The 1,037-nt window shown below is 74.9% G+C and carries 1 protein-coding gene; it reads right to left on the bottom strand.

From position 1 onward, the window contains the following. Nucleotides 1-1,025, bottom strand: a 1,025-nt coding sequence (locus tag AB0R04_RS38910) for an amidohydrolase family protein (RefSeq protein ID WP_363378912.1), incomplete at its 3' end; no start/stop codon positions are given. Nucleotides 1,026-1,037 lie beyond the last annotated feature (12 nt).

The raw sequence follows: 1,037 nt of genomic DNA, 5'->3' as shown, positions 1-1,037 counted from the left end.
CGGGCCGGGGTGGCGGACAGCGACTCGACGGTCTGGTTCAGCGTCAGGCCGTTGACGGTGAGCGAGCGCTTGAAGGCGACGTCCAGGGTGAGCGTGGAGCCGGCGATGGCGCCGCCCTCGACCAGCCGGGCGACGCCGTCCTTGACCTCGACCTGGAGCGGGCCGAGCGGGTAGAGGCCGTCGCCCATGCCGGCCGCGCCCATGGCGTCGGTGATCAGGGCGACCCGGGACGCCCCGGCGGTGCCGTAGGCGAGGTCGAGCACGGACGGGTGCAGGTGCACGCCGTCGTTGATCAGCTCGACGGTGACCCGCTCGTCCTCCAGCAGCGCCACGATCGGGCCCGGGGCGCGGTGGGCGATGCCGGGCATGGCGTTGAAGAGGTGGGTGGCGACGCTCGCGCCGGCGTCGATCGCCTCCAGCGTGGTGGCGTAGTCGGAGTCGGTGTGGCCGACGGCGGCGATCACGCCGAGGTCGGCGAGCATCCGCACCGAGTCCAGGCCGCCGGGCAGTTCGGGGGCGAGGGTGACCATCTTCGCGTGGCCGCGGGCGGCGTCGACCAGCTTGCGCACCAGCGCCGGGTCCGGGTCGCGCAGCAGGTCGGGGCGGTGGGCGCCGCAGCGGTTGTGGGAGATGAACGGGCCCTCGAAGTGGATGCCGGCCAGCACGCCGTCCTCGACCAGCTCGGACAGCACGGACGCCTGGCGGGCGACCTCGTCGATCTCCCCGGTGACGGTGGACGCGACCGTGGTGGTGGTGCCGTGCTCCAGGTGCGTACGGGCGGCGAGCAGGGCCTCCTCGGCGATGCCGGAGGCGTAGGAGGCGCCGCCGCCGCCGTGCACGTGCAGGTCGACGAAGCCGGGCACGACGGTGTACCCGGTCAGGTCCAGGTCGCCGGGCCCGCTCTCGCCTCCGAGGCCGGCGATCCGGTCGCCCTCGACGGCCAGGCGGCCGCCCTCGACGACGCCGCCGGGCAGGACCAGCCGGGCGCCGGCCAGTGCGGTACGGTCACGGTCCGCGGTGGTCACGCGGTCACCTCC

It is taken from the genome of Kitasatospora sp. NPDC056731, assembly GCF_040687675.1.
In the GTDB taxonomy this organism is placed as follows: domain Bacteria; phylum Actinomycetota; class Actinomycetes; order Streptomycetales; family Streptomycetaceae; genus Kitasatospora.
This window is presented reverse-complemented; position numbering and strand designations above follow the sequence as displayed.